Annotated in this window: 20 protein-coding genes; 14 read left to right on the top strand and 6 right to left on the bottom strand. The window is 69.9% G+C overall.

The features are described from left to right. Positions 1 to 44: 44 nt before the first annotated feature. Positions 45 to 584, top strand: coding sequence for a Uma2 family endonuclease (locus HRC28_RS22775; RefSeq protein ID WP_237111620.1), 540 nt, complete (start codon positions 45 to 47; stop codon positions 582 to 584). A gap of 65 nt (positions 585 to 649) precedes the next feature. Beyond that, positions 650 to 3,064 carry an endopeptidase La gene (gene lon / locus HRC28_RS22770; RefSeq protein WP_182377641.1) on the top strand — a complete coding sequence of 805 codons (2,415 nt, stop codon included), beginning with the start codon at positions 650 to 652 and terminating at the stop codon, positions 3,062 to 3,064. A 3-nt stretch (positions 3,065 to 3,067) separates the two neighbouring features. Here the strand turns inward: lon and HRC28_RS22765 are convergent, their stop codons facing one another. Together HRC28_RS22765 and HRC28_RS22760 are read right to left on the bottom strand one after the other, a co-directional pair. Then, the gene (locus HRC28_RS22765; protein ID WP_182377640.1) at positions 3,068 to 4,738 is read right to left on the bottom strand and encodes a DNA repair helicase XPB; all 1,671 of its coding nucleotides are present in this window, start codon (positions 4,736 to 4,738) and stop codon (positions 3,068 to 3,070) included. Positions 4,739 to 4,771: 33 nt separating this feature from the next. Continuing rightward, on the bottom strand, positions 4,772 to 7,060 hold the full coding sequence (locus HRC28_RS22760; protein WP_182377639.1) for a helicase-associated domain-containing protein: 2,289 nt from the start codon (positions 7,058 to 7,060) through the stop codon (positions 4,772 to 4,774). A 45-nt stretch (positions 7,061 to 7,105) separates the two neighbouring features. Between HRC28_RS22760 and HRC28_RS22755 the strand changes: the two genes are divergently transcribed. The 3 genes from HRC28_RS22755 (at position 7,106) to HRC28_RS25685 (ending at position 11,048) form a co-directional block, all read left to right on the top strand. Further along, positions 7,106 to 7,954 (top strand): protein phosphatase 2C domain-containing protein, encoded by an 849-nt coding sequence (locus HRC28_RS22755; protein ID WP_182377638.1) that lies wholly within the window; start codon positions 7,106 to 7,108, stop codon positions 7,952 to 7,954. Next, entirely contained in the window at positions 7,951 to 8,994 is a 1,044-nt protein-coding gene (locus tag HRC28_RS22750; RefSeq protein WP_182377637.1) for a hypothetical protein, read from the top strand. Before HRC28_RS22755 ends, HRC28_RS22750 begins: the two co-directional genes overlap by 4 nt. A gap of 845 nt (positions 8,995 to 9,839) precedes the next feature. Next, entirely contained in the window at positions 9,840 to 11,048 is a 1,209-nt protein-coding gene (locus HRC28_RS25685; protein ID WP_182377636.1) for an RDD family protein, read from the top strand. 15 nt (positions 11,049 to 11,063) lie between these two features. Here HRC28_RS25685 and HRC28_RS22740 read toward each other — a convergent pair whose 3' ends face one another. Then, positions 11,064 to 11,660, bottom strand: a complete 597-nt coding sequence (locus tag HRC28_RS22740; RefSeq protein ID WP_202033153.1) for a GNAT family protein — start codon at positions 11,658 to 11,660, stop codon at positions 11,064 to 11,066. 108 nt (positions 11,661 to 11,768) lie between these two features. Between HRC28_RS22740 and HRC28_RS22735 the strand changes: the two genes are divergently transcribed. Continuing rightward, complete coding sequence (locus HRC28_RS22735) at positions 11,769 to 12,164, top strand: cold-shock protein (protein ID WP_182377634.1); 396 nt, start codon at positions 11,769 to 11,771, stop codon at positions 12,162 to 12,164. 176 nt (positions 12,165 to 12,340) lie between these two features. On the opposite strand, the gene HRC28_RS22730 is transcribed toward HRC28_RS22735, so the two are convergent. Continuing rightward, positions 12,341 to 13,714: an MFS transporter gene (locus tag HRC28_RS22730; protein WP_182377633.1), complete on the bottom strand. Its 1,374-nt coding sequence runs from the start codon at positions 13,712 to 13,714 to the stop codon at positions 12,341 to 12,343. A 194-nt stretch (positions 13,715 to 13,908) separates the two neighbouring features. Here HRC28_RS22730 and HRC28_RS22725 point away from each other — a divergent pair, with 194 nt between their 5' ends. Beyond that, positions 13,909 to 14,685: a DUF3027 domain-containing protein gene (locus tag HRC28_RS22725; protein ID WP_237111619.1), complete on the top strand. Its 777-nt coding sequence runs from the start codon at positions 13,909 to 13,911 to the stop codon at positions 14,683 to 14,685. Between the two features lie 124 nt (positions 14,686 to 14,809). On the opposite strand, the gene HRC28_RS22720 is transcribed toward HRC28_RS22725, so the two are convergent. Then, the gene (locus HRC28_RS22720) at positions 14,810 to 15,466 is read right to left on the bottom strand and encodes a class I SAM-dependent methyltransferase (protein ID WP_182377631.1); all 657 of its coding nucleotides are present in this window, start codon (positions 15,464 to 15,466) and stop codon (positions 14,810 to 14,812) included. Beyond that, a complete protein-coding gene (locus HRC28_RS22715) occupies positions 15,456 to 15,746 on the bottom strand; it encodes a DUF2530 domain-containing protein (RefSeq protein ID WP_237111618.1) in 291 nt (96 codons plus the stop codon). The genes HRC28_RS22720 and HRC28_RS22715 overlap by 11 nt, the downstream gene beginning before the upstream one ends. A gap of 80 nt (positions 15,747 to 15,826) precedes the next feature. On the opposite strand from HRC28_RS22715, the gene HRC28_RS22710 reads away from it, so the two are divergent. From HRC28_RS22710 to HRC28_RS25480, 7 genes are all read left to right on the top strand, one after another. Further along, complete coding sequence (locus HRC28_RS22710; protein WP_182377630.1) at positions 15,827 to 16,285, top strand: MarR family transcriptional regulator; 459 nt, start codon at positions 15,827 to 15,829, stop codon at positions 16,283 to 16,285. 46 nt (positions 16,286 to 16,331) lie between these two features. After that, positions 16,332 to 17,576, top strand: coding sequence for an MFS transporter (locus tag HRC28_RS22705; protein ID WP_237111880.1), 1,245 nt, complete (start codon positions 16,332 to 16,334; stop codon positions 17,574 to 17,576). A gap of 207 nt (positions 17,577 to 17,783) precedes the next feature. Continuing rightward, on the top strand, positions 17,784 to 18,158 hold the full coding sequence (gene rpsL, locus HRC28_RS22700) for a 30S ribosomal protein S12 (RefSeq protein ID WP_056708632.1): 375 nt from the start codon (positions 17,784 to 17,786) through the stop codon (positions 18,156 to 18,158). A 1-nt stretch (position 18,159) separates the two neighbouring features. After that, complete coding sequence (gene rpsG / locus HRC28_RS22695) at positions 18,160 to 18,630, top strand: 30S ribosomal protein S7 (RefSeq protein WP_182377629.1); 471 nt, start codon at positions 18,160 to 18,162, stop codon at positions 18,628 to 18,630. Between the two features lie 83 nt (positions 18,631 to 18,713). Then, positions 18,714 to 20,828 (top strand): elongation factor G, encoded by a 2,115-nt coding sequence (gene fusA, locus HRC28_RS22690; protein ID WP_182377628.1) that lies wholly within the window; start codon positions 18,714 to 18,716, stop codon positions 20,826 to 20,828. 80 nt (positions 20,829 to 20,908) lie between these two features. Continuing rightward, the gene (gene tuf / locus HRC28_RS22685; RefSeq protein ID WP_182377627.1) at positions 20,909 to 22,102 is read left to right on the top strand and encodes an elongation factor Tu; all 1,194 of its coding nucleotides are present in this window, start codon (positions 20,909 to 20,911) and stop codon (positions 22,100 to 22,102) included. A 578-nt stretch (positions 22,103 to 22,680) separates the two neighbouring features. Continuing rightward, positions 22,681 to 23,115 carry a hypothetical protein gene (locus HRC28_RS25480; RefSeq protein WP_237111617.1) on the top strand — a complete coding sequence of 145 codons (435 nt, stop codon included), beginning with the start codon at positions 22,681 to 22,683 and terminating at the stop codon, positions 23,113 to 23,115. The last annotated feature ends 12 nt before the right edge of the window (positions 23,116 to 23,127 follow it).

Below are 23,127 nucleotides of genomic sequence, written 5' to 3'. Positions count from 1 at the left end.
CGGGCTCCTTCAATCGCTCCGGGGAGTGAGGCACCATGGAACCCATGACCACACCGACTCTCGGCCCCGGTCACACACGGGACGACTACTACGCATTGCCCGACGACGGACTGCGTTACGAACTGCTCGAGGGTGAGATCACCGTGGTACCCGCACCCTCCTTCGACCACCAGCGGATGTCGGCGGAGCTCCACTTCGTGCTGCGGTCGGTGTGTCCTGACGGCTTGGTCGTCCTGGCTGCGCCGTTCGACGTCGAGCTCGAGGTCGCCTCTGTTGTCCAGCCGGACCTGATCGTGGTGGGACGTCACGTTCCGGAGCAGCGCGGGCTGATGGAGCCGCCACTGCTCGCCGTCGAGATCCTGTCGCCGAGCGGGCGTGGGCGCGACCAGGTGCGCAAGAAGCGGCTCTATGAACGCGCCGGGGTGCCGTCGTACTGGATCGTGGACCCCGAGGTTCCCAGCGTGACGGCGTGGGAGCTGCGCGACGGGCGCTATGCGGTTGTGGCGCTGGTCTCGGGCGACGAGGAGTGGGTGGCGACCGCGCCGTACGCCGTCCGGATGGTGCCGGCCGAGCTGTACGCCTGAAAGTTCCCGGGTTCGCCATCCGCGAACAGCGGAACAGCACGAACCCGGAATGCATTGGAAGGTGCATGACGAACCCTGTGCAGCTTCCCGTGCTGTTCCTCTCCGACGTGGTGGTGCTTCCCGGGATGGTGGTGCGCGTCGAGCTCGACGAGCCGGCCCGGGCCGCCATCGACGCCGCCCAACTGGCCCTTGGGTCGAGCGACGTCTCCGGCGCCGAGAAGGGCAGCAAGCTGCCGGAGGGCGTCTCCCGCCGCGCTGCCGACGTCGCCCGTGAATCCGGCGATCCCGCCCAGGTCCTGGTCGCGCCGCGCCTCGAGGACCGCTACGCGTCGTACGGCGTCGTGGCCACCATCGAGAAGGTCGGCCGGTTCTCCGGCGGCGAACCCGCGGCGGTGCTCAAGGCCGGCGAACGGGCGCGGATCGGGAGCGGGGTGACCGGTCCCGGCGCAGCCCTGTGGGTCGAGGTCGAGACCGTCGAGGCCGGTCCGGTCGATGACGCGGTTCGCGCGCTGGCCGACGAGTACAAGCAGCTCGTCGTCGGTCTCCTGCACCGGCGGGAGGCCTGGCAGGTCGCGGACAACGTCACCCGGATCGAGGACCCGGCGACGCTGGCCGACACGGCCGGCTACGCGCCGTACCTCAGCGACGACCGCAAGCGCGAGCTGCTCGAGACCCCCGCGGTCGCGGAGCGCCTGCGGCTCCTCGTCGAGTGGACGCGCGACTTCGTCGCGGAGTCCGAGGTCAGCGAGAAGATCGAGTCGGACGTGCGGGAGTCGCTGGAGAAGTCGCAGCGCGACTACCTGCTGCGCCAGCAGCTCGCCGCGATCCGCAAGGAGCTCGGTGACGGCGAGGCCGACACCGATGACTACCGCGCCCGGGTCGAGGCCGCCGACGTACCCGATCACGTCCGCGAAGCGCTGCTGCGTGAGGTCGACAAGCTCGAGCGGTCCAGCGACCAGAACCCGGAAGCCGGCTGGATCCGCACCTGGCTCGACACCGTGCTGGACCTGCCCTGGGCGGTCCGCACCGAGGACGACACCGACGTCCGCGCCGCCCGCGCGGTCCTCGACGCCGACCACCACGGCCTGGACGAGGTGAAGGACCGGATCACGGAGTACCTCGCCGTTCGGGCCCGCCGTGAGGAACGGGGCCTCGACGTCGTCGGCGGCCGCGGCTCCGGTGCCGTCATCCTGCTGGCCGGCCCTCCGGGAGTCGGCAAGACCTCGCTCGGCGAATCCGTCGCGCGCGCCCTCGGCCGCAACTTCGTCCGCGTCGCCCTCGGCGGTGTGCGGGACGAGGCCGAGATCCGTGGTCACCGACGGACGTACGTCGGCGCCCTCCCGGGCCGCGTCGTGCGCGCCGTCAAGGAGGCCGGTTCGATGAACCCGGTCGTGCTGCTCGACGAGATCGACAAGGTGGGTTCCGACTACCGCGGCGACCCGGCGGCGGCGCTGCTCGAGGTCCTGGACCCCGCGCAGAACCACACCTTCCGCGATCACTACCTCGAGCTCGACCTCGACCTGTCGAACGTGCTGTTCATCGCGACCGCCAACGACATCGGGCAGATCCCCGCGGCGTTGCTGGACCGGATGGAGCTCGTGACCCTCGACGGCTACACCGAGGACGACAAGGTCGCGATCGCGCGGGACTTCCTCGTGCCGCGGCAGCTCGAACGCGCCGCCCTGGGCCTCGACGAGGTGACCATCAGCGACGAGGCGTTGCGCGAGATCGCGTCGAACTACACCCGCGAAGCGGGCGTCCGCCAGGTCGAGCGGCTGCTGGCCAAGGCCTTCCGCAAGGCCACGGCCCGCCTCGCGTCCGGTGAGGTGGATCGCGTCGACATCGGCCTCGACCAGCTCAAGGACCTGATCGGCCGGCCGCGGTTCACGCCGGACGTCCAGGAACGGACCTCGGTCCCCGGTGTCGCCACCGGCCTCGCCGTGACCGGCATGGGCGGTGATGTGCTGTACGTCGAGACGTCGGTCGCCGAGGGCGAGGCAGGTCTCACCGTGACCGGTCAGCTGGGTGACGTCATGAAGGAGTCGGCCCGGATCGCGCTCTCGTGGGTGCGCTCGCACGCCACCGAGCTCGGCATCCCGGCGTCGGCCTTCGAGCGGTCGCTGCACGTGCACTTCCCGGCGGGCGCGATCCCGAAGGACGGTCCGTCCGCGGGCGTCACGATGGTGACGGCGCTGGTGTCGCTGCTGACCGGTCGCCCCGTGCGGTCCGACGTCGCGATGACCGGCGAGGTCACGTTGTCCGGCCGGGTGCTCCCGATCGGTGGCGTGAAGCAGAAGCTGCTCGCCGCCCAGCGCGCTGGCGTCACCGACGTGTTCATCCCCGAACGCAACCGGCCCGACCTGGACGACGTACCGGCGGAGATCCTGGAACAGTTGACGGTCCACCCTGTTGGCCACGTGACCGAGATCCTGGCGCTCGCGCTGGTGGCCGCAGAGGAGCAGGCGGTCAGCGCCGCCTGATCGTCAGACCTGGTCCGCTGACGCGTCCAGGTCGTCGGCATCGACGATCCGGTACGCGTACCCCTGCTCGGCCAGGAACCGCTGGCGGTTCTGGGCGAAGTCGGCATCGACGGTGTCGCGGGAGACGATCGTGTAGAACCGCGCGACCTTCCGCTCACCGTCGGGGCCGGGCTCCCCGGGGCGCAGCAGGCGACCGAGGCGCTGGGCCTCCTCCTGCCGTGATCCGAACGAGCCGGACACCTGGATGGCGACCTCGGCGCTGGGCAGGTCGATCGAGAAGTTCGCGACCTTCGACACGACCAACAGTCCGACCTCGCCGGTGCGGAACGCCTCGAAGAGACGCTGGCGTTCCTTGACCGGGGTGGCGCCCGTGATGACGGGCGCGTCGAGGGCTTGGGACAGTTCCTCGATCTGGTCGAGGTACTGACCGATCACGAGCGTCGGCTGGTTGACGTGGCGGGCCACCAGGTCGCGGACGACGCGGATCTTCTCCGGCGTGCACGCGGCCAGGCGGTAGCGCTCCTCGGCCTCCGAGGTCGCGTAGACCATCCGGGCGGAGTCGCTCAGGCTGACCCGCGCCTCGATGCAGTCGGCCGGCGCGATCCAGCCCTGCGCCTCGATGTCCTTCCACGGGGCGTCGTACCGCTTCGGCCCGATCAGCGAGAAGACGTCACCCTCGCGGCCGTCCTCGCGCACCAGGGTCGCGGTCAGGCCGATCCGGCGGCGGGCCTGGAGGTTGGCCGTCATCCGGAAGATCGGAGCGGGGAGCAGGTGCACCTCGTCGTACACGATCAGGCCCCAGTCGCGGGCGTCGAAGAGCTCGAGGTGCGGGTAGACGCCCTTCCGCTTCGTCGTCACGACCTGGTACGTCGCGATGGTGACAGGGCGGATCTCCTTGACGGTGCCGGAGTACTCACCGATCTCGTCGGCCGTCAGGGACGTGCGCTTGATCAGCTCGTCCTTCCACTGCCGGGCGCTGACGGTGTTGGTGACCAGGATCAGGGTGGTCGCCTTGGCCTGCGCCATGGCGGCCGCGCCGACGATCGTCTTCCCCGCCCCACAAGGCAGTACGACGACCCCGGAGCCGCCGTGCCAGAACGACTCGGCGGCCTCGCGCTGGTAGGTGCGCAGCTCCCAGCCGTCCTCGGTCAGGTCGATCGCGTGGGCCTCGCCGTCGACGTACCCGGCGTAGTCCTCGGCCGGCCATCCCAGCTTCAGCAGCGCCTGCTTCAGGTTGCCGCGCTCGGAGGGGTGGACCGCGACGGAGTCGGGGTCGAGGCGCTCGCCGAGCATCCCGGCGATCTTCTTGGCGCGCAGCACTTCTTCGAGCACGGGTCGGTCGGTCGACGTGAGCACGAGGCCGTGGACGGGGTGCTTCTCGAGGCGCAGCCGGCCGTAGCGCGCCATCGTCTCCGCGACGTCGACGAGCAGCGCGTGCGGGACGGCGTAGCGGGAGTAGCTGAGCAGCGTGTCGACGACCTGTTCGGCGTCGTGACCGGCGGCCCGGGCGTTCCACAGACCGAGGGGCGTGAGCCGGTAGGTGTGGATGTGTTCGGGGGAGCGCTCGAGCTCCGCGAAGGGAGCGATCGCCTTGCGGCACTCGGCCGCCTGCGGATGGTCGACCTCCAGCAGCAGGGACTTGTCCGACTGCACGATCAACGGTCCGTCTGTCACCGCACGAGTCTACGGGCCAGACCTCTGTGCAGGTCAGCCGACGGGAACGACCCGACTGATCCGATGGACGGCATAGGTCCGCTCGGCGTCGGGGTCGTCGGCGTCGGCGTCCTGGTCGCGCGCCGTCAACCGGCCGCCCTCGACGGCGAGCGGTGCGACGGCGCGTTCGCTCACGACGCCCTGGTTGTCGGTGAAGCCGATGAGGACGACGCCGCGCCGCTCGATCGCTTCGCGGAGGGCCGAGAGCACGCCACCGCCCGGGGCGGACGCGGAGGCAGGCCGGTTGCGGGCTTCCTCGTCGCCCTCGCGCAGGCTTCGCACGGCCGTGACCACGTGGGTCGACTGCCGGGCAGCGGCGCGCGCCGGGTCGGCCGCGTCGCGGGTACGTGGCGACCGGGCGCGGAGCGGTTCGGCGGCTCCGACGCGGACGACGCCGTCCGGTCCCTCGACGACCGGCGCGACGCCGAGGTCGCGCAGTCGGGGGAGCAGGACGTCGATCGGCACGTTCGACACCAGCACCGTCGGCGCGATCCGCTGGAGACCCAGCCCGACGGCGCGCGGGTCACCGATCAGTCCGGCGAGGGCGGCCTCGTCCTCGGACCGGATGAACGAGGAGGCGACACCGACGCGCAGTCGGCCGAAGCTGCGCACGACGTCGTCGATCAAGTAGCTCAGTGGCTGGGGCACGGGCGTGCGGGACGCGGCGAGCAGGAAGGCGTGGAGCTCCGCGGCGGTCCAGCCGACGTCGAGCCCGCGCCGCACCGAGTCGGGCGTGAACCGGTAGACGGTCGCGGCGCCGTGCGACTCGATGTCCGCGACCTGGTTGAGCCGGCGGGCGAGATCGGGCTCGAGGGGGCCGGGAGCGACAGCGGTGAGGTCGGCCTGGATCAGGACGTGGTCGACGGGCGGGGGCAGCACGGAGGCGAGTGCGGGGGCTGGGTCGTCGCCTGCGACCAGCACCCGCCCGAACGGCGCGAGCACGTCGGCCCCAGTGACGCCGATGACCGCGGCTTCCGTGATCGCCCAGGCGACCAGGTCGGGACGGGTGCGGGGACGGCGCGGCCGCTCCCACGCAACCCGGGCCACCAGCGACGGCAGCCCGGTGCCGGCGGCCAGGCCGTGCCCCTCGGGGAGTTCGGCCAGCGCGGCGAGGGCCATCGCCTTGGCTTCGGGCATGCCGGAGGCCGAGAGCTCGGGAGTCAGCGCATTCCATTGCTTCTGGTCCGGGCCACGCTCGCCGACGAGCGACGGCAACCGCGCGCTGGTCAGCCAGGCCCGCGCGAGGACCGACCACTTCTCGGCTGTCGGGAGCTCACGCCACAGGTCGAACTGCTCCGTCGGCACCCACACCGGGTTGCCGTCGGAGTCGGCACGGGTGCCGAGCAGTCCGGCCTCGGTCGCCACCTCCACCAGCAGGGCCGCGACCGCGTCGGAGACCTGGAGGTACGTCGCCGTCGCCTTCAACTCGCGCACGCCGAGTCCCGTGGTGCGCAGCGCGGCCGCTGGCCGCACGCCCCACCATTCGAGCAACGTCTCGGTTCGTCGTACGACGTCCGTCGCAGCACCGACGGCAGCGCCCTGGGCCAGACGGGGCGACCGGGCCTCGGCCGCCAGGGGCGGGGGCTCGTCGATCGGGGTGGTCGTCGTACGACCGCCGCGCAGCACGAGGCCGACTTCGCCGGGCGCCATCAGCAGGCCGGGCTGCAGGGAGCCTCCGGGCAGCAGCAGGCGGTGCGCGATGAGCAGTTCGGCGGGGGTCTCGGTGTTCTCGGGCTGGAGGCCGATGCGGGCGGTTCCGGGCTTCGCCGTACCCCCGCTGGCCACGACGTGGTCCAGAAGGGCGCGGGCCTCCACGGGCAGAGCGGCGATGACCGGTTCGAGTTCCACGAGGTCCCGGCGCCCGGCGGATCGGGGACGCAGTCCGCTGACTCCGGCCTCGCCGCCGCCGAGCATGCTGTCGGCGACACCGGTCAGCGCCCGCAGTCCTTCGGGCGACTCCCAGGCCAGGGCCAGGTCCATCAGACGGGCCACCGCCGCGGCGACGTAGGCGGGGTCGGCCGACAGGATCGAGATCAGTTCGGATTCGGTGGTTTGACCGGCCACCACGAGGGCATCAAGCACGGAGAGTTCGCCCCGGGTGAGTCCATCGAGTGTTCGCGCAATCGAGTTCCTCACCGCGGCGCGCGAGGCGAGTTGACCGAAGTCGTGAGGGGCAGGGGTGGCAAGGTCGGGACGTGCTGCGAGCAGGCGTTGGAGCCGCTCGTCGGGCCACGACCGCAATTGGTCGGCCAACGACCGGTGTCCGTTCGGTCCTGGTCCCACGCTGCTCAAACTACCGACACCGGGTGCGCTCGAAGGACCGGGCGCATGATCGGCGTCAGTCAGGTCGAGTTGCACCACGGCTCCGCGACCGATGTCGGCCTCGTTCGTTCGGCCAATGAGGACGCCTATCTGGCGAACCCGCCGGTCTTCGTCGTCGCCGACGGCATGGGCGGACACGACCGCGGCGACGTGGCCAGCGGGATCGTCATCGAGGAGTTCGCGCGCCTCGCTGCCGACGGGTACGACGCGGCCCGCGGCGCCGAGGTGATCGCCTCCACCCTGCAGGCGGTCCAGGACCGGATTCTTGCCTACGACGCCGAGCAGCGCGCCAACGGTGCGCCCGCGTCGTTCTCCGCCGGAACGACCGCCGTCGTGGCGTTGCTGGTCGATTCCGACGACGGCCCGCGCTGGCTGCTGGCCAACGTCGGCGACTCCCGGATCTACCGTCACACCGACGGGCTCCTCGAGCAGGTGAGCGTCGACCACAGCCTCGTCCAGGAGATGGTCGAGGCCGGCCAGATCAGTGCGGAGGCGGCCGCCGTGCATCCCAGCCGCAACGTGATCACGCGAGCCCTGGGCGGTTCGGCACTGCCCGGCAGCGTGAGCGGGGAGGCCGATTTCTTCCTGATGCCGCTGGCCGCAGCGGAGCGCCTGCTGCTGTGCTCCGACGGGGTCAGCGGGATGGTCAGTGACGAGCAGATCGGGGCGATTCTGGGTGGGTGTGAGGACCCGCGGGACGCCGCCGAACAGCTCGTCGCTGCAGCCCTGAGCGCTGGCGGGCACGACAACGCCACCGCTGTCGTCGTTGATGTGGTGGGATTGACCCACACAGATCCGTATGACTCCGATGCGCAGCGGGTGAGTCTGGAGCAGAAGTTGGGAGCTCTCCCATGAGCGAGATCGCTACGGGCGCCACCGGCGCCTGGTCCTACCGAGCTGGATCCTGGTTCGCAGTGTTCGGCAGCAAGGTCACGATCTTGCTGCCCGAGTCGCAGAAGGACCAGGTCGTTTCCCTCTGGGCCTTGGTCGACGGCGGCGCCGGGTTCGACGAGGTCCTCGACGGTCTCCTCGCCTCGGGCTTGAGCAAGATCCCGGGCTTCGTCCTGGTGAGTACCGAAGAAGGCCCCACCCGGATCCTGCTGCGTGGCCAGGGCGTCACGGCGTCGATCACCGGTGCCGGCGAGGACGTCGAACTGGACGGCGCCGCGAGCCACACCTGGGTGGATCGCGAGGTCGAGGGTGTCACCGCACTGACCGTGACCGTGCCCGGCGACGGCGATGAGGCCTCCACTGACTTCCCGATCCTGGGTGGACTCGTACGGGTCGGCCGGATCGATCGACCCGCCGTGCTGGCCACTCCGGCCGGCGACACGATGGCCGATGCCGGCGCTGACGTCCCGATGGTCGCCGCCGCTGACGAGGCCGCTCATGAGCACGTTGACGAGCACGTTGACGAGCACGTTGACGAGCACGCTGACGATGCCCCGGTCGAGACGCCGGAGGAGATTGCCGAGGAGGACATGGTCGCCGAGGGCGGTCCGGTCGAGGACGCTGCCGACGACGCATCGTCCGGCGACGCCCTTGTCGCTGGTGGCCTTGTCGCCGGTGGCCTGGCAGCTGGCGGCCTCGCGGCCGGAGTCGACGCCCCCTGGGAGCCCCCGCCGCCCCCGTCGTTCGGCGGCGCCCACCTGGCCTCCGAACCCGAAACCACGATGGAACCTGCCGGCGCCGAGGCCGACGTGGAGGCCGACGTGGAGGGCGCCCCGTTGAGGGCGACCCCATGGATGCGTCCCTCGCTGACGCCGCGATGGCCGACGAAGCCGTCGCCGACGACGCGATGGACAGCGCCGAGGCCGACGTCATGGCCGAGGCCTCACCGTTCGACGACGGTCCGGCCACCGAGGTCATGGACCCCGTGGTCGGCGACCCCTTGACCGATCCGCTCAGTGACCCGCTGGCGGGGCCCGCGCCTGTCGACCCGCCCGTGGACCTGCCCGTCGACCCGCCGGCCGCGCCGGATCACGCTGCGCCCGCCGGGTGGGTGACCCCCTGGGACAACCCGGCCCCCAGCGACGTCCCCGTCACCCCGCCGCCGGCGATCGAGCCTGACCCCCTCGCCGAGCCCGACACGCCTGCGGTTCCGCCGCCGCCGTTCCCGCCGCTCGGTGGGGCCACCGAGGTGGCGCCTGCCGGCTGGACGCCGCCCCCGCCGCCGATGGACGCCGGCGTGCCCGACGCGCCGCCGTTGCCCATCGGCTCGTGGGAACCCGTCGGTGGCGCCGTGCCGCCGCCGCCCGGCTTCCCGCTCGAGCACGACGGCCTGACCATCGCCGGTGGTGGCGAGCCGGCGGTTCCGCCGTCGGGGATTCCCGGCCAGCCGCAGGCTCCGGCGATCACCCAGCCGGTCGCACAGCTCCTCATTTCCGACGGGCAGACGATCGTCGTCGACCGGGCCATCCTCATCGGTCGGGCGCCGGAAGCACGCCGGTTCACCTCGACCGAGCAGCCGACGCTGGTCACGGTGCCGAGCCGCCTGCACGAGATCTCGTCCACCCATGTGGAGGTCCGTCCCGGCACCGGTGCCGACCACGGCACCGCCGTCGTGACGGACATGGGTTCGACCAATGGCACCGTTCTGGTGCAGCCGGGGCTGGGGCCGGAGGACCTCAAGCCCGGCATCGCTGTCCAGCTGATTCCTGGCGCCATCATCAACCTGGGCGATGGAGTCACCATCCAGGTCACCCGGCCCTGACGGGCCACCGCTACTCGGAGCACATTCATGTCCCTCGTCCCGCCCACGGCGGAGCCGGTGATGTTTCCACCGGCCGAGCTCGATCGACGCTTCTCGGCGTTCGTGCTGGATCGCACGATCGGCTGGGGGATCGCGGCCGGCATCGGCCTGGCGGTCTGGCGCTTCGCTGCGCGTGACGAGGTCTGGATCGCTCTCGCCTCCTTCCTCGGTGCGGTGATCCTGATCGGCCTCGTGACCGCTGTGGTCGTGGGAACGACCGGGCTCACCCCCGGCAAGGCGGTCGTGGGCCTTCGGGTCGTACGACGGACCACCGGCCGCCCGATCGGTGTCGGGCCCGCCATCGGGCGCTCCCTGGCGCTGGGTGCCGCGGGCATTCCGACTGTCGGGATGGGTCTGGCCACGCTGGCGTGGACCGCCGCCGCTGATCCCACACGGCAGCGCCGTGCCCTGCACGACCAGATCGGCGATGCGGTCGTGGTCGACGTCCGGCCGATGCCGGTCGCGACCGACGAGGTCGATGACCGTCCGCAGCAGATCGTGAACCTCACCGCGATGCGCCTGGTGCCCGTGCCGGCACCCGAGTCGATCCCGGTGCCTCCGCCCATGCCGATGCCCACGCCGGTCGCGGGCCCCCGCCCCCGCACCGGCACCGGCCCCGCTCCGGTCGTGGCTCGGGCCCCGGTCGCAGCGCCGGCCCCGGTACGGCAAGCCCCCGCTCCCGTGCCCCCACCTGCTCCCGCACCCGCATCGGTGCAGCCCCCGGTCGCAGCGCCGGCCCCCGGAGTGCACCGGGCCGCGCCAGCGGCAACGCCGCCGGTTCGTCAGGCCCCGGCCCCGGTGGCCAGCCCGGCTCCGACCACCGTGCCCTCGCCCGTGGCACCGGTTGCGGCCGCGCCTCCGACCAGTCGGTGGCGCGTGTCCTTCGACTCGGGCGAGGCGTTCGTCGTCGAGGGCCTCGCCCTCGTCGGCCGCCGACCCGAGCCGCGTCCGGGCGAGCCGGTCCGCCACGTCGTACCCCTCCGGTCCTCGGACATGTCGCTGTCCAAGACCCATGCCCAGTTCCTGGTGGCGCCCGACGGTGCCCTGGTCGTGATGGATCGTGGGTCGACCAACGGGTCGTTCGTCGTCCGCGGCGGCATGTCGAAGTCGCTCACGCCGGGGCGTCCGAGCACCTTGCTCGCCGGTGACGTCGTCCGCTTCGGTGACCGGATGATGAAGGTCGAACGCGCGAGCTGAGGCCGGGCAGCCGCGTTACAGCGCGGCCCATTCCCGGCGCAGCAGGCCGTAGACGGCTGTGTCGCCCCAGGTGCCGTCGCGGTCGGCGAAGTCCTCGCGGGTGTGTGCCTCGTGACGCATCCCCAACCGCTCGCACAGGGCTGCGGAGGCGACGTTGCGGGGGTCGAGCTGAGCCATCACCCGGTGCAGCGGGTAGTGCCCGAACGCCAGGTCGATGAGGGCGCGCGCGCTCTCGGTGGCGAACCCGCGGCCGGCGTACTCCGGCGCGAACACCCAGCCGAGCTCAGCGATCGACGGCGGCGCGTCGTCGCCATGCCTGGCGCTGAAGCGGAGCATCAGGTCGCCGACGAGCACGCCGTCGAACTCGACGGCCAGCGCCAGGAACTCCCCGACCGTTGAGGGCGCGGTGGCCGCGACGAGGCGATCCAGGCGCTTGGTCAGGCCCTCGTCGTCGAGTGCCGGGAAGGGTAGATAGCGCGTCACCTCGGGCTTCGCGCAGTAGTCGCCGATCGCCTCGCGGTCGCTGGCGACCACCGTGCGCAGCACGAGTCGCTCGGTCCGCAGCGGCAGCGGAGGGGGCAGAAGTTGCGGCGGTGACGGTTCGCTTCCCACGTCCGCGAGGGTACGACGTCGGCCCGCACCCACCGTGCCTACTAGCATGTGCGGTTGCGAGCCGTCGGGCTCGCGGCAACAGCGTGATCAGTGAGGAAGGTCGAGACCGTGCCGAGTGGCAAGGTGAAGTGGTACGACACGGAGAAGGGCTTCGGCTTCCTCTCCCAGGACGACGGTGCGGACGTCTACGTGCGCTCCGACGCGCTGCCCGAGGGCGTCACCACCCTCAAGGCGGGCACCAAGGTCGAGTTCGGGATCGCTCAGGGCCGCCGTGGCGACCAGGCGCTCCAGGTCAAGCTCATCGACGCGCCCGCTTCGGTCTCCCGCAACCAGCAGAACGCCCGCCGCAAGTCGCCGGAGGACATGGTCCTGATCGTCGAGGACCTGATCCGCCTGCTCGACGGTGTGGGCGAGGCCTACCGCCACGGCCGCCACCCCGATCGTCGCGCGGCCCAGCCCGTCGCGAAGGTGCTCCGCGCCCTCGCCGACGAGCTCGAACTGTGACATTGGGTCGAGCGCGTCTCCGGCGTTGATCCGGGGCAGCAAGCTGCCCATCGACGCCTCCCGCCGCGGCTGCCGACCTGTGACATTGGGTCGAGCGCGTCTCCGGCGTTGATCCGGGGCAGCAAGCTGCCCATCGACGCCTCCCGCCGCGCTGCCGACCTGTGACCAACTAGCGCTCAGGCGGGGATCGGCGGGCTCTGCTGGCTGCCCCGCTTGTGCGGCGCGCTGCGCAGCACGAAGACCGCCCAGGCGCTCACCAGCACCGCAGCGAACGCCAGTCCGAAGTCGTTGACCGCGGGGTAGGACAGGATCACGCCGAGGAATCCGCCGACCACCCACGCCAGTTGCAGGGTGGTGTCGCCCTTCGCGAACGCGCTCGCGTGGGCGCGTGCCGGGACCCCGGTCTGGATGGTGGAGTCGAGCGAGACCTTCGCGAGGTACTGCATCAACCCGACCGTCAGGCCGAGGATGACCAGTGGCAACGCGCTGTAGACGATGGTCGCGAACAGCAGGGCAACGATGTCGGCGAGCAGGGCGACGACCACCATCACGACCGGGTTGATCTTGCGCGCGAGGGACGCCACGAAGATGCCGATCGTGTTGCCGAGGCCTGCGCCGCCGATGACCAGGCCGAGCAGCACGGTCGACTTGGTCGTGGTCTCCCAGCCGTCGAGCGGTTCGGTGGCGAGCACGAACGTCATGAACATCGTCAGGAAGCCCGACAACAGACGGGGACCGCAGTTCGCGCGCAGTGCGAACGCCACCTTCGGCGGCAGTCCGGTCGTACGGCGCGCGCCGGTGACGGCGTCGCGGGGAGACTCGACGGACTCCTCGCCGGTCGAGGAGTCGACCTGGTCCGGCAGCAGGATCGCGGCGACCGTGCCGACGGCGAACACGACGAACGCGTAGCGGCAGGCCCACTCGGGGCCGATCCAGTACGCCGCACCCGCGAGCGGGGCGGACACGCACGCGCCCACGACGCCGGCGAGGGCGACGCGGCCGTTCGCCTTCACGAGGGTGATCTCGTGGGGAAGCAGTCGGGGTACGGCGGAGGCCTTCGCGACGCCGTACGCCTTCGACGACACGAGGACGCCGAGCGCCGCGACGTAGAACCAGGGGGAGCCGTCGGCGAGCGTGCCCGCGAGGATCCAGCAGAGGAAGGCGCGCAGCGCGAAGGTCGAGCCGATCGCCCAGCGTCGGCCGTGGCTGAACCGGTCGAGGAACGGTCCGATCAGCGGGGCGACGATCGCGAACGGCACCATCGTCAGGCCGAGGAACAGCAGCACCGGTCCGCGTTCACCACTCGTCGCTCCGGCGAAGAAGACCGTTCCGGCCAGGGCGATGGCGAAGGCCGAGTCGCCGGCGGCGTTGAAGGAATGCAGTTCGATGAGCCGCTTGAGCCCGGATCGCTCCGCGCCCTGGGCGCCGGCGGCCTTGCGGGCCTGTCGGAAGGTCGCCCGACTGGCGCGGCCGGTCACCGCCGCGGTGGCCTTGAGGCCGCGGGCCGTGGCCTTCGCACCGGTCCCGAGGCCCGCGCCGACGGCGCGCATCGATCCTGTTTCGCTCAGATCTGCGTCCGGGACCTCACCGGAACCGTCGCGCGGCGGCGGTGGCGGAGGAGGTGGTGGAGGCGGATAGCTCACGACGTCCATCTTGCCTGCTGGTGTCGAAGCGACACCCCCCGACGTCCCGGCACGGTCCCCCGACGTGACGAGCATCGCCCGAATGAGGGATGCTGTGCCCCGTGTCCACACTCGAGCGCAAGTTGACCGACGCCGTCGCGGCCGACGCCGTTGATGAAGCGCGCACCGCGCTGCTCAACGAGGTCGACGCTGCCGACGTGGGTGACCACCTCGGCCTCCAGGTCGACGGATTGCGGGTCGTCACCCACCTGTTCGGGTGCAACCGCAAGGGCTACCACGGCTGGCAGTGGGCGGTGACCCTGACGCGGGCGTCCCGCCAGCGCAAGGTGACCGTCGTCGAGGTCGTGCTGCTTCCCGGCGCCGAAGCGATCATCGCTCCCGCCTGGGTGCCCTACCGCGACCGCCTCCAGCCCGGCGACCTGTCGCCCGGTGACCTGCTGCCCGTCTCCGACGAGGACCCGCGCCTCGTGCCGACGTACTCCTTCGGCGACGACGCGCTCGACACCGACGAGAAGACCCAGATCCGCGATGTCGCCAAGGACCTCGGCCTCGGCCGGGTCCGCGTGCTCTCCCCGGAGGGTCGCGACATCGCCGCCGAGCGCTGGTACGACGGCGAACCCGGCCCGGACGCGCCGATCGCCAAGTCGGCCCCGCACCAGTGCTACTCCTGTGGCTTCCTGGTCCGCCTCGCCGGCCCGCTGTCGGAGATGTTCGGTGTCTGCGCCAACGGCGACGCCAACGACGACGCTCGTGTGGTCGCCTTCCAGCACGGTTGCGGTGCGCACTCCGAGGTCCGCCTCAGCAAGCGCCAGCAGTCGCAGCCCCCGGCCCCGCCGGTCATCGACACCATCGGCACCGACGACCTGGAAGTGTTCTAGGCGCGATACGCGTCTCGCGCCTGACGTGGACGAGCTGTCTTGCCGCCAGGCCAACCCAGCCATCTACGCGGGACGACCGCGGCGCGGCAGCGCGGCGGGAGGCGCCGACGGCAGCTCGCTGCCCCTAGTTCTGCGCCGGAGACGCGTCTCGCGCCAGACTGAGCACCCAGACGGCGTAGTTGTCGTCGACCGGTCGCAGGTCGTAGCCACCGAACCGGTGGTCGATCCGGAGTCCCGCTGACGTCGCGTCGGCGATGAACTCGTCGGGGGAGTAGGGCCGGGCCGAGCTCGGACCGCCCCGGAGGTGGAAGCCCGCGAGGATTCGTCCGGTCGGTGCGAGGAGCTCGCGCAGACGGGTCAGGACAGCCACCTCGGTGCCGTCCGCGACGAACGTCAACACGTTCCCGACGCACACGATGAGGTCGAACCCGTCCGCCACACCCGCTGCGGCCACGGCCTCGCGGGTGAGGTCGAGGATCTCGAGGGGCACCACGTCCAGCGCGGGATAGGTCAGCCGGGACTGCTCGACGAGCACCGGGTCGGGCTCGGCTGCGACCACGCGATGGCCGTGGGCCTGCAGGTAGCCCGCGACCCGGCCCATGCCGGAGCCCGCGTCGAGGATCCGGGCGCCCCGGTCGACGAGGGTGTCGGCCAGGCGGGCCTCGCCGTCGACGTCCTTGCCCTGGTTGATCAGTTCGGCGAAGCGCTCGCCGTAGCCGCTGTTCTTCGCTCCGCCGAGAGCCCAACGGGTCGGCGGAAGCGGGGCGGCGTCACTCGCCATCGGCGGCGCGCTCGGCGCGGATCCCGCGGCGGCGCTTGCAGTACTCCGTGCCGAGGAGGCCGAGGCCGACGCCCGTCAGGCACATCCACAGCAGCCAGGTCTGGCCCTCTTCCTCGAGGCGGCCCCAGAACGGCAGCAGTCCGAGGAACGCCAGCAGGAAGATGCCGGTGCCGACCTGGACGGTCCGGACTCCGTCAACGTCGAGCGGCTCGACAGGAGCGATCAGGTAGGTGCGCTTGCCGATCTCGTGCTGCGTCGGCTGGTCATCACGGAGCTCCACAACCCGATGGTAGCCCGGCGGCCGGTTCCCGGCGCCGTCCCGGGGAATAGTTACGCAAAGTAATGACTTAGACTAACGACATGCCGATTCTGGAGAAGCACGTGCGCTCGACAGCAGGGCTAGCCACCGAGCTCCGCTTCTCGGTCATGCGCCTGCGGCGCCGGCTGGTGCGCGAGCGCCACCCGGACAACGACCTCAGCCTCACCGCGATGGCCGTGTTGTGGGTGCTGCACGGTCGCGGCGACCAGACCGTGGGTGCCCTGGCCACGCGCGAGCAGGTGCGGCCGCCGACCATGACCCGGACCGTCACCGCACTCGGCGAGCGGGGACTGGTCGAACGGCATGACCACCCCGACGACGGCCGGCAGGTCGTCGTACGCATCACCGACGCGGGTCGCTCGATCGTGCTGGCCGACGCCGCCCGTCGCGACCGCTGGCTGTCGATGCGCCTGGAGGAGCTCACCCCTGACGAGCGCGACATCCTGCGCCGGGCCGCCCCGATCCTCCAGCGGCTCGCCGAATCCGAACAGACCCTGTAACCGAACCGACCCGAAGGAGCCCGCCACGAGCCCCCGATTCCGCTCCCTGGCCCACCACAACTACCGCCTGTACTTTGCCGGCAGCCTGGTCTCCAACATCGGGACCTGGATGCAGCGCATTGCCCAGGACTGGCTGGTGCTCACCATCCCCGGCAACGGTGGTGCCGCGCTCGGCATCACCACCGGCCTGCAGTTCGTCCCGGTCCTGCTCCTGTCGCCGTACGCCGGCGTCGTGGCCGACCGCTTCTCCAAGCGCCGCCTGCTGCAGGTCACGCAGGCCGTGATGGCCGGCGCCGCCCTCACGCTCGGCGTGATCGCCGCCCTCGGCGTCGCCGAGACGTGGCACGTCTACCTGCTGGCGTTCATCTTCGGCATCGGCGCCGCCTTCGACGCGCCCGCCCGCCAGGCGTTCGTCTCCGAGATGGTCGGGACTGACGACGTCGCCAATGCGGTGAGCCTGAACTCCGCCGCATTCAACGCCGCCCGGATGATCGGCCCCGGCCTTGCCGGCCTGCTCATCGGCCTCGGTGGCGGTGGCATGCGCGCGACCGGGTGGGTGATCCTCGTGAACGCCGTGTCCTACGCCGCCGTGATCCTCCAGTTGCGTCGGATGGACGCGACCGAGCTGCACTCACCGCGTCCCGTGGCCCGGGCGCCCGGGATGCTCCGCGCCGGCTTCTCGTACATGCGGAGCGAGCCGAAGATGCTGATGATCCTCGTGCTGGTGTTCTTCGTCGGGACGTTCGGCATGAACTTCCAGATCACCTCCGCGCTGATGGCGACCGACATCTTCGACAAGGGCGCCACCGAGTACGGCGTCCTCGGCTCCGCTCTCGCAGTCGGCTCGCTGGCCGGGGCACTCGTCGCCGCCGGTCGCACCCGGGTGCGGGTCCGGTTGCTCCTGGTGGCCGCCGTCGCGTTCGGCCTGGTCGAGATCGCGGCCGGTCTCATGCCGACGTACCTCACCTTCGTCCTGCTGTGCCCCCTGCTCGGCTTCTCGGTCATCACCGTGCTGAACTCCTGCAACGCCCTGCTCCAGGTCGAGTCCGACCCCGCCCTGCGCGGTCGCGTGATGGCGATCTACATGACCATCGTGATGGGTGGAACGCCCCTCGGTGCCCCCGTGATCGGCTGGATCGGGGAGCAGTACGGCGCCCGCTGGACCCTCCTCGTGAGCGGTACGCTGGTGCTGGTGGGAGTGGCTGCCGCGGTCGCCGTACGCGCTCTGGCGGAGCGCCGGGTGGGTCTGAGCGTCCCCCAGCCCGATCGGGCCGGTGCACCGGCATTTTGACCGGCCCCTGACCGGCCGGTAATCTCGATTCTCGTGTCTGGGGTGACCCGGCACGTCGAGCATGCCCTCAACGCGATCGCACCCTTGAGTTTCAAGTTTCTTGGGGAGCGAACGACCAGAGGCCACTCATTCGGCACGCAGTAACGCAACACATCCGTGCCCGGCAAGGCGCCGGCACGTGAGAGCAAAAGGAAAGGGAACCACCAGGTGCCCACCATTAATCAGTTGGTCCGCAAGGGCCGCCAGGACAAGGTGTCGAAGTCCAAGACGCCTGCCCTGAAGGGTTCGCCCCAGCGTCGCGGTGTTTGCACCCGCGTCTACACCACCACCCCGAAGAAGCCGAACTCCGCTCTGCGCAAGGTCGCCCGCGTGCGCCTGTCCAGTGGCGTCGAGGTCACCGCTTACATCCCGGGTGAGGGTCACAACCTGCAGGAGCACTCCATCGTGCTCGTCCGCGGCGGTCGTGTGAAGGACCTCCCCGGTGTTCGCTACAAGGTCATCCGCGGCGCTCTGGACACCCAGGCCGTGAAGAACCGTAAGCAGGCTCGCAGCCGCTACGGTGCCAAGAAGGAGAAGAGCTGACATGCCGCGCAAGGGCCCCGCGCCGAAGCGGCCGATCGACATGGACCCGGTCTACGGGTCGCAGCTGGTGAGCCAGCTCGTGTCGAAGGTGCTGCAGGACGGCAAGAAGCAGGTTGCACAGCGCATCGTCTACACCGCGCTCGAAGGCACCCGCGAAAAGACCGGTATCGACCCGGTCATCACCCTCAAGCGTGCGCTCGACAACGTGCGCCCCGCCATCGAGGTCAAGTCCCGCCGTGTTGGTGGCGCGACCTACCAGGTCCCGATCGAGGTCAAGGGCACGCGTGGCACCACGCTGTCGCTCCGCTGGCTCGTCGGCTACGCCGCCGACCGTCGTGAGAAGACGATGGCCGAGCGCCTGCAGAACGAGATCCTCGACGCAGCCAACGGCCTCGGTGCCGCGGTGAAGAAGCGCGAGGACACGCACAAGATGGCCGAATCCAACAAGGCCTTCGCTCACTACCGCTGGTGATTTCGTCGGAGCGGGCCCGTTACGGCGGCGCCCGCTCCGGCACCCACCTTCTCCATCCCAAGATCTAAGGAACGCTGACTCACGTGGCAGTCGACATCACGACAGACCTGAACGTCGTTCGCAACATCGGCATCATGGCGCACATCGACGCCGGCAAGACCACCACCACCGAGCGCATCCTCTTCTACACCGGCATCACGTACAAGATCGGTGAAGTCCACGAGGGCGCGGCCACGATGGACTGGATGGAGCAGGAGCAGGAGCGCGGCATCACGATCACGTCCGCCGCGACGACCTGCTGGTGGAAGAAGCACCAGATCAACATCATCGACACCCCCGGCCACGTGGACTTCACGGCCGAGGTCGAGCGCTCGCTGCGCGTCCTCGACGGCGCCGTTGCAGTGTTCGACGGTGTCGCTGGCGTCGAGCCCCAGACCATGACGGTGTGGCGCCAGGCCAACAAGTACTCCGTCCCCCGTATGTGCTTCGTCAACAAGCTTGACCGCACCGGCGCGGACTTCTTCCGTTGCGTCGACATGATGGTCGAGCGCCTCAACTCCAACGTGCTGGTCCTCCAGCTCCCGATCGGTGCCGAAGGCGACTTCATCGGCGTCGTCGACCTGGTCGAGATGCACGCCAAGGTGTGGCGCGGCGAGACCGCCATGGGCGAGGACTACGTCGTCGAGGAGATCCCCGCCGACCTGCTCGAGCAGGCTGCGGAGTACCGCGAGAAGCTCGTCGAGACGGTCGCCGAGGCCGACGACGACATCATGGAGGTCTACCTCGAGGACGGCGACACGTTCGACTCCGCCACCCTCAAGGCCGCCATCCGTCGCGCGACCCTGGCCGACAAGCTCAACCCGGTCCTGTGTGGCACCGCCTTCAAGAACAAGGGCGTCCAGCCCCTGCTCGACGCGGTCATCGACTACCTCCCCTCGCCGCTCGACATCGACGGCATCGTCGGTCACGACCCGCGCGACGAGGAGAAGGAGATCACCCGTCAGCCGTCCGACGACGAGCCGTTCTCCGGCCTCGCCTACAAGATCGCGACCGACCCGCACCTCGGCAAGCTGATCTACGTCCGGGTCTACTCGGGCAAGCTCGCTGCCGGCGCGACCGTGGTCAACTCGGTCAACGGCCGCAAGGAGCGGATCGGCAAGGTCTACCAGATGCACGCCAACAAGCGTGAGGAGATCGCGTCGGTCGGCGCCGGCCAGATCGTGGCCGTCATGGGCCTCAAGGACACCAAGACGGGTCACACGCTGTCCGACCCGAACAACCAGGTCGTCCTCGAGTCGATGACGTTCCCGGCCCCGGTGATCGAGGTCGCCATCGAGCCGAAGACGAAGTCCGATCAGGAGAAGCTCGGCACGGCCATCCAGCGCCTGTCCGACGAGGACCCGACGTTCGTCGTCAAGACGGACGAAGAGACCGGTCAGACCATCATCGCGGGCATGGGCGAGCTCCACCTGGAGATCCTCGTCGACCGCATGAAGCGCGAGTTCAAGGTCGAGGCCACCGTCGGCAAGCCGCAGGTCGCCTACCGCGAGACCATTCGCGCCGAGGTCAAGAACCACTCCTACACCCACAAGAAGCAGACGGGTGGCTCCGGCCAGTTCGCCAAGGTCGTCATCTCGATCGAGCCGAACAAGGACCCGGAGACCGGTCTCGGTGTGGGCTACGAGTTCGTCAACAACGTCTCGGGTGGCCGCATCCCGCGCGAGTACATCCCGTCCGTCGACAACGGCGGTCAGGAAGCCATGGAGTTCGGCGTGCTCGCCGGTTACCCCATGGTCGACGTGAAGTTCTCCCTCGAGGACGGCGCGTACCACGACGTCGACTCCTCGGAGCTCGCGTTCAAGATCGCCGGCATCCAGTCGTTCAAGGAGGCTGCGCGTCGCGCGAAGCCGTGCCTGCTCGAGCCGATGTTCGCGGTCGAGGTCATCACGCCCGAGGGCTTCCTCGGTACGGTGATCGGTGACATCAACAGCCGTCGCGGCCAGATTCGCGCACAGGAGGAGCGTCACGGCGACATCGTCGTGAACGCCCTCGTGCCGCTGTCCGAGATGTTCGGGTACGTTGGCGACCTGAGGTCCAAGACCTCTGGTCAGGCGTCGTACTCGATGGAGTTTGACTCGTACGCCGAGGTTCCCACGAACATCGCCGACGAGATCATCAAGAAGGTTCGTGGCGAGTAGTCTTCCGACTGCTTTCCGCCGCCCTCGGCGCATCACCCAACCCAGTACGAGTCAAGTAACAATCCCAGGAGGAGCCAGCAATGGCTAAGGCCAAGTTCGAGCGGACCAAGCCGCACGTCAACATCGGCACCATCGGTCACATCGACCACGGCAAGACCACGCTGACCGCGGCGATCTCGAAGGTCCTGCACGACAAGTACCCGAACCTCAACGAGGCCTCGGCGTTCGACCAGATCGACAAGGCTCCCGAAGAGCGTCAGCGCGGCATCACGATCTCGATCGCACACATCGAGTACCAGACCGAAGCGCGCCACTACGCGCACGTTGACTGCCCCGGTCACGCGGACTACATCAAGAACATGATCACCGGTGCCGCGCAGATGGACGGCGCGATCCTGGTGGTTGCCGCGACCGACGGTCCGATGCCGCAGACGCGTGAGCACGTGCTGCTCGCCCGCCAGGTCGGCGTTCCCGCCCTGGTCGTCGCGCTCAACAAGTGCGACATGGTCGACGACGAAGAGCTCATCGAGCTCGTCGAGATGGAGGTGCGCGAGCTCCTCTCCGAGTACGACTACGACGGCGACGAGATCCCGGTCGTTCGCGTTGCTGCCTTCCCGGCACTGCAGGGCGACGAGAAGTGGGGCAACTCGGTTCTCGAGCTGCTCGACGCGGTCGACGCCAGCATCCCGCAGCCCGAGCGTGAGGTCGACAAGCCGTTCCTCATGCCCGTTGAGGACGTCTTCACGATCACCGGTCGTGGAACCGTCATCACCGGTCGTATCGAGCGCGGCATCGTCAAGGTCAACGAGGAGGTCGAGATCATCGGCATCCGCGAGGGCGCGATGAAGTCGACCGTCACCGGTGTCGAGATGTTCCGCAAGCTCCTCGACGAGGGTCGGGCTGGCGAGAACGTCGGTCTGCTGCTGCGTGGAACCAAGCGCGAAGAGATCGAGCGCGGCATGGTTGTCATCAAGCCGGGCACGACCACCCCGCACACCAACTTCGACGCGTCGGTCTACATCCTGTCGAAGGAAGAAGGCGGCCGTCACACGCCGTTCTTCAACAACTACCGCCCGCAGTTCTACTTCCGGACCACCGACGTCACCGGCGTCGTCACCCTCCCCGAGGGCACGGAAATGGTCATGCCGGGCGACAACACGGACATGGCCGTTGAGCTGATCCAGCCCATCGCCATGGACGAGGGCCTGAAGTTCGCGATCCGTGAAGGTGGCCGCACCGTCGGCGCCGGCCGGGTCACGAAGATCACCAAGTGATCTGACCCTTCTTCACCAGGTTCCCCCATCGCCTTCGGGCGGTGGGGGTTCCTGCGTTTTGGCTGGCTGGGTGGGCGCTGCGTGCGCCGGCCTCCCCACCCCTCGATGGCTTAGGAGCGGTCCCCGCCGTCGGCGCCCTGGCTTTCGCCATTGCGTGACCTTGGTACGACGGGCGCCGCCGGCACGGACCGAAGCGCCCTCGAGGGGTGGTCCGGCCTGCGCACGCAGCGCCCGGTCGGTCCTCTGGTTTTCGCTCCCTCTCGTCCGGCCGGGAGAATGTCTGTCGTGAATCACGGAGTGCGCCCGGCTCGGCCCCATCAGAAGTTCACCGACGATGGTCGGCGGGAGCGGGAGGTGTTGACCTATGCGCGGCGGGGGAGTCGGTTCACGCCCAAGCAGCAGTTGGGGTGGGACGAGTACGCCGACCGGTGGGTCATTCCGGATGAGGCCGTGGATGCGCCGGACTTCTCCTTCGGCTCGTGGTTCTCTCGGGAGGCTCCGTTGATCGTGGAGATCGGTGGGGGTGTGGGGGAGGCGACGGCTGCTTTGGCGGCGGCGCGCGGCCGACGTACAACGTCTTGTCGCTCGAGGTCTGGCTGCCGGGGGTGGCGGAGAGCCTGGGGCGGGTGGGGGACGCTGGTTGTTCCAACGTGCGGTTCTGTGGGGTCGACGCGGTGTGGACCTTCGAGCACCTGCTGGCCGAAGCGAGTGTTGCCGAGATCTGGACGTTCTTCCCTGATCCGTGGCACAAGGCGCGTCACAACAAGCGGCGACTGGTCAACGCAGAGAACGCGCACCTGATGGCATCGCGGCTGGTGCCGGGTGGGGTGTGGCGGCTGGCGACGGACTGGGCCGACTATGCGGAGCAGATGGAGTCGGTGCTCGGTGCCGAGGGGCTGCTCTCGGGTGGTCCGGTGGAGCGGTGGGAAGAGCGGCCGGTGACCAAGTTCGAACGCAAGGGGCTGGCCAAGGACCGCGAGATCGCGGACTTCGCGTACCGACGCGTCACCTGACATTAACTTCCG

It is taken from the genome of Nocardioides sp. WS12 (genome assembly GCF_014108865.1).
Classification (GTDB): Bacteria; Actinomycetota; Actinomycetes; order Propionibacteriales; family Nocardioidaceae; genus Nocardioides.
This window is presented reverse-complemented; position numbering and strand designations above follow the sequence as displayed.

Coding starts and splice junctions, on each gene's coding strand:
- HRC28_RS22775 (WP_237111620.1), top strand. CDS start 45: ATGACCACACCGACTCTCGGCCCCGGTCACACACGGGACGACTACTAC.
- lon (WP_182377641.1), top strand. CDS start 650: ATGACGAACCCTGTGCAGCTTCCCGTGCTGTTCCTCTCCGACGTGGTG.
- HRC28_RS22755 (WP_182377638.1), top strand. CDS start 7,106: ATGATCGGCGTCAGTCAGGTCGAGTTGCACCACGGCTCCGCGACCGAT.
- HRC28_RS22750 (WP_182377637.1), top strand. CDS start 7,951: ATGAGCGAGATCGCTACGGGCGCCACCGGCGCCTGGTCCTACCGAGCT.
- HRC28_RS25685 (WP_182377636.1), top strand. CDS start 9,840: ATGTCCCTCGTCCCGCCCACGGCGGAGCCGGTGATGTTTCCACCGGCC.
- HRC28_RS22730 (WP_182377633.1), bottom strand. CDS start 13,714: ATGCGCGCCGTCGGCGCGGGCCTCGGGACCGGTGCGAAGGCCACGGCC.
- HRC28_RS22720 (WP_182377631.1), bottom strand. CDS start 15,466: ATGGCGAGTGACGCCGCCCCGCTTCCGCCGACCCGTTGGGCTCTCGGC.
- HRC28_RS22710 (WP_182377630.1), top strand. CDS start 15,827: ATGCCGATTCTGGAGAAGCACGTGCGCTCGACAGCAGGGCTAGCCACC.
- rpsG (WP_182377629.1), top strand. CDS start 18,160: ATGCCGCGCAAGGGCCCCGCGCCGAAGCGGCCGATCGACATGGACCCG.
- tuf (WP_182377627.1), top strand. CDS start 20,909: ATGGCTAAGGCCAAGTTCGAGCGGACCAAGCCGCACGTCAACATCGGC.